This window comes from Vibrio sp. 99-8-1, assembly GCF_013114595.1.
GTDB lineage: Bacteria > Pseudomonadota > Gammaproteobacteria > Enterobacterales > Vibrionaceae > Vibrio.
On the sequence record NZ_VTXE01000031.1, the window covers coordinates 45,025 to 54,488 of the forward strand.

The 9,464-nt window shown below is 42.7% G+C and carries 9 protein-coding genes; 6 read left to right on the forward strand and 3 right to left on the reverse strand.

The features are described 5' to 3' along the window. The first annotated feature begins 145 nt into the window (after positions 1 to 145). From pspF to F0227_RS16710, 6 genes are all read left to right on the forward strand, one after another. Positions 146 to 1,138, forward strand: a complete 993-nt coding sequence (gene pspF / locus F0227_RS16685) for a phage shock protein operon transcriptional activator (protein ID WP_171754373.1) — start codon at positions 146 to 148, stop codon at positions 1,136 to 1,138. Positions 1,139 to 1,379: 241 nt separating this feature from the next. Further along, the gene (gene sapA, locus F0227_RS16690) at positions 1,380 to 3,002 is read left to right on the forward strand and encodes an ABC transporter substrate-binding protein SapA (RefSeq protein WP_171754374.1); all 1,623 of its coding nucleotides are present in this window, start codon (positions 1,380 to 1,382) and stop codon (positions 3,000 to 3,002) included. Next, entirely contained in the window at positions 3,002 to 3,964 is a 963-nt protein-coding gene (locus F0227_RS16695; RefSeq protein ID WP_171754375.1) for an ABC transporter permease subunit, read from the forward strand. Before sapA ends, F0227_RS16695 begins: the two co-directional genes overlap by 1 nt. Continuing rightward, the gene (locus tag F0227_RS16700; protein WP_171754376.1) at positions 3,951 to 4,838 is read left to right on the forward strand and encodes an ABC transporter permease subunit; all 888 of its coding nucleotides are present in this window, start codon (positions 3,951 to 3,953) and stop codon (positions 4,836 to 4,838) included. Before F0227_RS16695 ends, F0227_RS16700 begins: the two co-directional genes overlap by 14 nt. Beyond that, positions 4,838 to 5,833, forward strand: coding sequence for an oligopeptide/dipeptide ABC transporter ATP-binding protein (locus F0227_RS16705; RefSeq protein WP_171754377.1), 996 nt, complete (start codon positions 4,838 to 4,840; stop codon positions 5,831 to 5,833). The genes F0227_RS16700 and F0227_RS16705 overlap by 1 nt, the downstream gene beginning before the upstream one ends. Beyond that, a complete protein-coding gene (locus F0227_RS16710) occupies positions 5,830 to 6,624 on the forward strand; it encodes an ATP-binding cassette domain-containing protein (protein WP_171754378.1) in 795 nt (264 codons plus the stop codon). Before F0227_RS16705 ends, F0227_RS16710 begins: the two co-directional genes overlap by 4 nt. A 59-nt stretch (positions 6,625 to 6,683) precedes the next feature. Here the strand turns inward: F0227_RS16710 and F0227_RS16715 are convergent, their stop codons facing one another. The 3 genes from F0227_RS16715 to F0227_RS16725 all read right to left on the reverse strand — a co-directional run bounded on the left by F0227_RS16715 (position 6,684) and on the right by F0227_RS16725 (position 9,109). Further along, positions 6,684 to 7,523, reverse strand: coding sequence for a transporter substrate-binding domain-containing protein (locus F0227_RS16715; RefSeq protein ID WP_171754379.1), 840 nt, complete (start codon positions 7,521 to 7,523; stop codon positions 6,684 to 6,686). A gap of 230 nt (positions 7,524 to 7,753) precedes the next feature. Further along, complete coding sequence (locus F0227_RS16720) at positions 7,754 to 8,134, reverse strand: DUF2750 domain-containing protein (RefSeq protein ID WP_171754380.1); 381 nt, start codon at positions 8,132 to 8,134, stop codon at positions 7,754 to 7,756. Between the two features lie 69 nt (positions 8,135 to 8,203). Then, entirely contained in the window at positions 8,204 to 9,109 is a 906-nt protein-coding gene (locus F0227_RS16725) for a manganese-dependent inorganic pyrophosphatase (protein WP_171754381.1), read from the reverse strand. Positions 9,110 to 9,464 lie beyond the last annotated feature (355 nt).

A 9,464-nucleotide genomic window follows, 5' to 3' on the forward strand; every position in this document is an offset into this window, starting at 1 on the left:
TGCGTTTTACATTCCAATAATTGTGCCAACTATTAATTTCATTATATATCAACAAGATAAGTTAAACTCGTTAATATCACCATTCCATGCTACGATGAATATAACCAACTTTTGGTTAATTTAACCAAGCTTATGAGGCAGACGGATGGAACAACAAACCCTAATTGGCGAATCACCGAGTTTTTTATCTGTGCTCGACAAAGTGTCTCGCCTTGCGCCGATAGAACGTTCCGTCCTAATCATTGGTGAAAGAGGAACAGGCAAAGAGCTTATCGCGCAACGGTTGCATTACTTGTCTCGGCGTTGGGATAACCCCTTAGTCACTTTAAACTGCTCCAGCTTAAACGACAGTCTTATTGACTCTGAACTCTTTGGCCACGAAGCAGGTTCATTTACCGGTGCAAAAAACCGACATCTGGGACGGTTTGAACGAGCGGAAGGAGGAACTCTATTTTTGGATGAACTTGCTACCGCGCCTCTTTCCGTACAAGAAAAGCTATTGAGAGTCATCGAATATGGCCAATATGAACGTGTCGGAGGCAGTAAAACACTCAATGCCAATGTTCGGCTCATCTGTGCAACCAATGCCAATCTTCCTCAATTAGCTGAGCAAAACAAGTTTCGGGCGGATCTGCTCGATAGGCTGGCATTTGATGTGGTTCATCTCCCCCCGTTAAGGGAGAGAGAAGAAGACATTATGATTCTTGCTCAGCACTACGCCATCAAAATGTGTCGGGAACTCGAGCTATCTCTATTTGTTGGCTTTAGCCAATATGCACAGCAACAACTATCGGCCTATACTTGGCCGGGAAATATCCGTGAACTTAAAAATGTAGTCGAACGAGCCGTTTATCAGCATGGCAAATCGGAGTACCCTATTGAAGAGTTGATCATCGATCCTTTTGTACAGCAGTGGGACCGGACGACCGTTGTTCAAGAAGAGAGTCATGAACCGGTGGCCGATGATATGAATTTTGACTTTCCTATTGATTACAAACAGTGGCAAGAGTCTTTAGATATAAAATTACTCAATAAAACGTTAGCTGAAGCAAGACATAACAAACGTATCGCAGCAGAGTTGCTAGGACTCAGCTATCATCAATTAAGAGGTATGCTGAGGAAATACAATTTGTCTTAAGTGACATATCAGCGATCAGGTTGACTGCACAGCTGATGCTTGCCTTAAAATCATTTTAGCAGCTTGTTCTACAGCTAAGCAATTCTCGCTGAGCAAGCAGCTTAAGGTCACTTGAGTAGATATAAAAGCGATAACTTTAGCTCTATCAGCTATATATCCTTGGTCTGACTAAGTAAAAAGTGGTAAATTAGCCAGTTCATTAGGCGAAAGCCTATCTTTTGAAATACGAACAGTTTCTTCTATGAAAGCATTTATACAGTTTACTTTAAGCATCTGCGGCTTAAGCTTATTATCCGGTTGTGGAGAGGTTCCAGAACAAGATAAAATTCGAGAGCAAGGTTTTGTGTTTTGTGGCCAAGAGGGAGCCCCCAGTTCATTTAATCCTCAATTAGTGGATAGCGGTATCACCTCTGAGACGTTAAGCCCGCAAATCTTCGACTCGCTGCTTACCCTAGATCCTGATAGCCACAAGCCAATGCCTAGTGTTGCAACCAGTTGGTCCAGCAATGATGATGGAACAGAGTATACTTTTAAGCTAAGAGATAATGTCTCTTTTCAAACTACGGATTGGTTTACCCCCAGTCGTAAACTCAATGCTTCCGATATCGTATTCAGTTTTAATCGCATCATCGATAAACAGCACCCGTTTCACGAGGTGGGTAATAGCGGCTACCCTTGGTTTACAGGTATAGACTTCACAGGACTGGTGAAAAAGGTTGAAGCTATTGATGATCACCAAGTGAAATTTGTCCTCAATCATGCAGACAATACGTTTCTATCTAACATTGCGACTACCTACTCTGTTATTCATTCCAAAGAGTATGCCGATCAATTACTTGAGTCCAAGAAGAAAAACAATATCGACTATAAGCCTGTAGGTACTGGTCCATTCTATCTGGATGAGTATCGATCTGGAGATCTGGTACGCTTAAAAAGGCACAACGACTATTGGCGAGGCAAGCCAACGATTGGCCAAATTGTTTTTGATATTTCTTCTCGGGGTACTGGCCCTTTAGCGAAACTGTTAAGAAATGAGTGTGATGTACTAAACTCACCCATTTCTAGCCATATTCCTATTATCAAACAGCACCAAGAACTTAAGCTGGATATTAAGTCATCAATGAATGTCGCATTCATTGCTATCAATACTAAGCATAAAGCGTTGCAAGATGTTCGAGTAAGAAAAGCACTCAACTTAGCCGTCAACAGAAAGAATATTCTCGATTCGGTCTATTACGGAACAGGCGAGCAAGCGTATTCAATACTTCCTCCTAATTCATGGGCCTATCAAAAAGACACCGTTCATGTACGTTATGACCGAAACTATGCCATCGCATTGTTAAGAGAGGCGGGATACCTAGACGATTTACAGCTAACAATGTTAGTGCCTTTAGAGCCGACGGCCTATAACCCTAGCCCAAGAAAAACAGCAGAGTTAATACAAGCGGCATTTTTCGATATTGGGGTCACCCTTACCCTTTATACTGGCGACCAGTTCGAGCGCTCAGAATTAGGTAAGCAGAGTAATTTCGACTTACTCTTAACAGGCTGGAGTGCCAGTACTGGTGACCCTGACAATTTCCTTCGTCCGCTACTGTCATGTAACGCTGAGCAGTCAGGGCTAAATGCGTCAATGTGGTGTAACTCAGATTTTGATTTCTTGCTCGATCTTGCTAAAGAAACTAACCAAATTCGCTACCGGATCAATCTCTATAAACAGGCGCAAAACATAATGAATGAAGAGGTGCCTGTCATTCCATTAGCCCATGGCGCACAATTTCAAGCCTACCATAAGTCGCTGCAAGGATTTGATATTAGCCCATTTAGCTCTCAAAGCTTTCATAAAGTAGAAAGGACGAAATAATGTTTAATTATACCGTTCGCCGATTCAACCTATTTGTTATTACGCTATTAATTCTTACTATGATTGGTTACAGCATTTTGCTGCTAGACCGTTCATCTGTATGGCATGACAGTAATTTTTGGGATGGCTGGTTCCAGTACATTAAACATCTTGTTCGATTAGATTTTGGCGTCAATAATCAAGGTTTCCCTATTATTGATGAACTTCTAGTTGTGTTCCCTGCAACATTAGAACTCTGTCTATTTGCTTTTGTTCTTGCTCTATTTGTTGGTATTCCATTGGGAACACTCGCAGGGATGAGACAGGGAAAAAGCATTGATACATTAATCTCTTTTATCTCCATGACAGGTTACTCAGCACCACTGTTTTGGGTCGCTCTATTAATGATCATGTTCTTCTCTTTGCACCTGCAAGTGTTGCCTGTCTCTGGTCGATATAACCTGCTGTACGAGATTGACCACGTTACTGGCTTTGCCATTATCGACGCCTTTATGTCAGAAAGAATGTATCGTGCAGAAGCGTTACAGAGTGTACTGTCGCATCTCATTTTGCCCTGTTTAGTTCTCGCTCTGGCTCCAACTACACAAATTGTCAGATTAATGCGTGCCTCTGTCGCGGAAGTCATGAGTCAAAATTATATTCGCGCCGCACGGATCAAAGGTTTATCTAAGTATGAGATTGTTACTCAACACGTCATACGGAATGCATTACCGCCAATTATTCCTAAGTTTGGTTTTCAGCTTTCCAGCATGCTGACATTTGCCATAATCACAGAATCTATTTTCAACTGGCCCGGCATAGGTCGCTGGTTACTTAATGCATTAGCAAACCAAGATTACGCGTCTATTCAAGCGGGAGTTATTGTGGTGGCAACTTTTGTATTGTCAGCCAACATCTTGTCCGATCTTATTGGTACCATGGTAAACCCACTGGTAAGGAAAGAGTGGTATGTTAACAAGTAGTATTTATCAGGAAGAGCACATACCGACACAGTTTGAACGCTTTGCTAAAAGCTTTAAGCAGAACAGTTTAGCTATGTTTGGCTTATGGTGTCTGTTGTTGATCATTATCATCACTCTTGCGTCACCATGGATAACGCCCCATGACCCGCAACTACAGACCGGCGATCTATTAGTACCACCATCATGGAACCATCAAGGTAGCGTCGAGTATTTTCTCGGCACAGATGATCTAGGTCGAGACATTCTGTCACGCATCATCACAGGCTCGCAGCTAACCTTTGGCGCATCGATTGTCATTGCCGTAATATCCGCGGCAGTTGGCTGTACTATCGGTATTCTGGCTGGCATGACCAGAGGATTACTCTCCAGTACATTGAACCACCTGTTTGATACAGTAATGTCCATACCTTCATTACTGCTCGCTATCATATTTGTTGCCTTTCTTGGTATTGGCGAATTTAATATTTTATTAGCGATATGTTTGGCTCTCATACCTCGCTTTATTCGTTCTCTTTATACCGCCGTTCATGGCGAGCTAGAAAAAGATTACATCATGGCAGCAAGGCTAGATGGAGCGAACAATTTTTACCTTCTTACTAACTCTATTTTTCCTAATATACTCTCGGTGATTGCAGCAGAATTTACCATGGCGATTAGCATAGCAATATTAGATGTGACCGCCTTAGGCTTCCTCGGACTAGGCGCTCAAGCACCAAGTACAGAATGGGGCGCGATATTAGGAGATTCAGTGGAACTGATTTATCTGGCTCCATGGACGGTGACACTTCCCGGAATGGCAATTCTATTTACCGTCGTTGTTGTAAACCTTGTGGGTGAAGGCGTACGACAAGCACTTAATGCGGGGATAGAATAATGCCGCTATTAGACTTTAGACATTTGACCATAGAAATTGAAACCCCTCATGGTCTGGTAAAAGCCGTGGATAGAATGAGCTTAACCATTCAGGAAGGTGATATCCGTGGTTTGGTTGGCGAATCTGGTTCAGGTAAAAGTTTAGTGGCTAAGGCCATTGTGGGGATATGTAAGGAAAATTGGCGCGTAACCGCAGACCGTATGCGGCTTGGAAATGTGGATCTGCTACAGTTGACGCCCAAAGAGCGGCGACGTGTTATCGCAAGAGACGTGGCGATGATTTTTCAGGAACCTTCTACCTGTCTTGACCCTTCAGAAGCGGTAGGCCATCAACTGGCGGAATCTATTCCATCCAAGTCCTTTAATGGCCGTTGGTGGCAACGAATCAAATGGCGTCGCAAGCAAGCTATCGCACTGTTACACAAGGTGGGCATTAAAGACCATCAGCGCATAATGAGCAGTTACCCTTATGAGTTAACCGATGGTGAATGCCAGAAAGTCATGATTGCCATGGCCATTGCGGCAAAACCGCGTATCTTGATTGCGGATGAACCAACCAATGATTTGGACCCCATTACACAATCTCAGATATTACGATTATTGAGTCGGATGAATCAGGTAAATAACACAACAATACTGTTGATTGGCCATGATTTGACTACCATCACTCAGTGGGCAAACCGTATAACGGTCATGTATTGTGGCCAATCGGTGGAGTCGGCTGCCACTGAGCAGATTTTGAGTTCACCTAAACATCCATATACCGTTGCACTGCTTAAGGCAATGCCTGACTTTAGTGAGGATATTCCACACAAACAGAGGCTACAGTCTCTACCCGGCTCTATTCCACCGTTGCAGCATCTGCCAATTGGTTGCCGCCTTGGGCCCCGCTGTCCGTACGCTCAACGCCAGTGTGTTGAAATCCCCTATTCGAAAAAAATTAAGAATCATAAGTTTTCTTGTCATTTTCCATTGAACACGGAGAAAAAATCATGAGTGCCTTGCTTGAAGTCGACCAACTCTCTAAGCGATTTACTACTCGTTCAGGTTTATTTGGCAAGAAAATTCAGCAAGCGGTTATGCCTGTCAGCTTCTCGCTTGAAGCGGGAGAGACCATAGGGTTTATCGGACAAAATGGTTCGGGTAAATCAACGCTAGCGAAAATGTTAGCTGGGGTGGTTGAGCCGTCAGCAGGCGAGATACGTGTTAATGGTGAGAGATTGGAGCACAAAGACTACTCAACCCGTTGTAAGTTGATTAGGATGATTTTTCAAGATCCAAACACCTCACTAAACCCTAGAATTCAGATTGGTAGAATACTAGAAGGGCCATTGAAGCGTAATACTGAAATGTCTCCTGAAGCGAGAATGAGAAGAGTTAAAGACACCTTAGCTCGCGTAGGCTTACTACCAGAACACGCCTACTTCTATCCGCAGATGCTTGCGGCAGGACAGAAACAGAGAATCTGCTTAGCAAGAGCACTGATATTGCAACCATCCATCATTATTGCAGATGAGGCACTTAACGGCCTAGATATGGCCATGCGTTCTCAGATCATTAATTTGTTTCTTGAGTTGCAAGAAGAGATGGGCGTGTCGTTTATTTATGCTTCGCAACATATCGGTATTATTAAACATATAACCGACAAAGTTATGGTTATGCATGAAGGTGAAGTTGTCGAATATGGTTCTACCAAGAGTGTTTTGAGTTGCCCGCAACATACCGTTACACAACGATTAGTAGAGAGCCATTTTCATAAAGCACCGAACTATAAAAAATGCTCTTAGCAACCGGAATTATCACATTAATCGTGCAGTCAAAATAAGTTGGCTGCATTAGCTACTGATCACTCTAATCGGTTAATCACTACGTTCTCAGCCAAATAGATAAGTTCTATATAGTCACTGTATATATTCTCTAGCGTACCATCACGCCACATTGACTCTAACTTCGCGTTAACTTGAGTAATAATCTGCTGTTTATCTTGTAAATCTGATGCTTTGGAAAAGAGTAGATAGGCAGGATTAGCTTCTTGAATAGGGATATCAAGCACCGATATCTTAGAGGATAAGCCTTGTTCATTCGCCTCAAAAAGGCCAACAATTTTATCATTGATATAGGCATCTGCTCGGCCAGCCAATAACACCTTAAACCCCGTGCTTGCAGACTTCACCTCAATCACTTTTATAAGGCCCAGTTCTTTGGCGTGGTCAAAATCATCAGAAACACTATGGCCTCGCGTTATCGCCACGGTTTTACCAAAGAGATCGGACAGCTGACGGAAAGTAAATGTTTTACTCCTATCCGTAAAAATCACATACTGACCGATACGCATAGGCAGAGCTGAATAGTATGCAAACTCTTCTCTTTCGATGGTTTTAAATGCCGCGAACAGCCCATCTACACGACCCGTTTGCACCTCATTTAGTGCCCTCTTCCAAGGTAAACATTCAATCTGATACTCTCTTCCGACTCGTAAGAAAAGCTCTTCGATTATGTCGGAGTATAGCCCTCTGGCGACTGTGCCTTCACACCAGATAAAAGGTTTAAAATCTAATGTTGCGAATTTTACCGGCTGCTGAGCATTTGCTACTAAAGAGATGAACAGCAACAGTATAGCGCTAACTCGAATGCCATAGTTTTTGATAATTATATCCTTATAAAAATCATCATCAATTATATTCAAGTAACCTCGATATGCTTGTTCTACGAGAATTTATTGGCTTCTGATCAAGGCACTGATTTGAAAACATAGTCATTCTACGGTAAGAAACAGCAACACAGAGCAAGGACCAATTAAACTCACCCTTTGAGAGCTGAATCCTGCACCTTGAGGTCACTTGATTATAATATTCAGATTAGACGACATTGAAAAATATGCAATACCGCCTAACGAGACTGAATCAAAGCTTTTATTTATGATTTCTTCTTCAATTCAAATTCGAACTCATCAGGATACAGTACCACACCCTCTTCGTTTAAATTTGGAAACACCACCACAGCTAACTCATCATCTTCCAAACCCATTGTCCAGCGGCTCTGCCACTTGGCTAATGAGATAGACTCAGCAACACACTCTTTCCAATCCCCTGTTGCCCACTGCTCGGCAAACTGACGATTTGGCCAAACAGGAACCGCATCTTCATCATCGGTGTTGAGCATAACGCAGCCATGTTCATCTTTTAATATCCAAACCTGTCGATTTGAGGTTATCTCTTTGATGCAATAGCGAAAACGAGCCTCACTATCCATTTTATTAATGTCATCGATTTTTTCTTGCGTTAGCTCTGTGGTCATCACTGCCTCTCATAAAAAAGGCGAAGGAGCTAAATAACCTTCGCCTAATACATCAATACGTTGTTCTAGCTATACCAGCTCAGCTTGCAGCCAAGGCCAGCCTTGTTTCTTACGGCTTAGTGTATCCGCCATCATCAACATGCCTTGCTGTTCATGTTTCACTAGTTTCTCAGCCCACTCACCTTTATACAATAAACGTGTTGTCGCTGAAGTAATGTCAGTTAGCATCACCGCAGCAAAAGCTAATCCTTCTTCGTCACAACGACGCTGAAGATCCGCTTCCAGAGCTTCAATCATACCGTCCACTTGTTCAAGCGTCGCCAGCTCTACTTGACCAACAACCACTTGACGCTCATTAAACGGATACGCTTTAAGGTCTTTTTCAACCAGCTGTGCCGCGGTTAATCCTTCAATATTTGTTTTTGCAATCAGTAGGTTTTTAATAAATGCGTCAAGATCAGTGACACCCGCATAACCCGCTAACTCCGCCACTGCATCCTTATCTTTATCGGTGCAAGTTGGAGAGGCAAAACCAACCGTATCAGAAAGAATCGCAGACATCATTAACGTCGCAAGTGGACGAGTAATTTCCACTTCTTCCATCTTAAATAAGTTAAATAGAATTGTGCAGGTACAGCCTACAGGCCAAATCCATGCTTCCAAAGGATTCACTGTCATCACATCACCAAGGCGGTGGTGGTCAACAATACCTAGAATTTCTGCTTCATTCACATCATCCGGTGCTTGAGCAAGGTCAGAGTAATCCACTAACCAGATTTTCTCGCCAGCAACACCCGTGCACATTTCCGGCGCTTCCACACCAGCTTGTTCAACAATATATTGCGTTTCTCTATTTAACGGGCCTTGGCGAACTGCTTTTGCTTCCAGACCACGAGCTTTCAATAATTCAGTAGCAACAAGAGCGCTACAGATACTATCACTATCAGGGTTCTTATGACCGACAACTTGAATCATGTTTTTTCCTATACATGTCTAATTATAGTTCTACTAGCAATATCTATTGCTGTATCACATTTTATATCAATATGGGTGAATGATAGTGCTTAGAACACCATGATACAACCCTGTTTCTATTGGGTGTTACTTTACCTGATTTATTTATTTTGTCATCGCGTCAGAACGGTTTTTAATTAATATACTCAAATGACCTCAAGGTGCTTGTTCAGCGAGAATTTATTGGCTGCTGATCAAGGCACTGATTTGAGGGCATAGTCATTCTACGGCAAGAATCAGTAACACAGAGCAGGAGCCAATAAAACTCGCCCTTTGGGAGCACATCAACACGCCCATTTCTGCGTCAGATAATCTT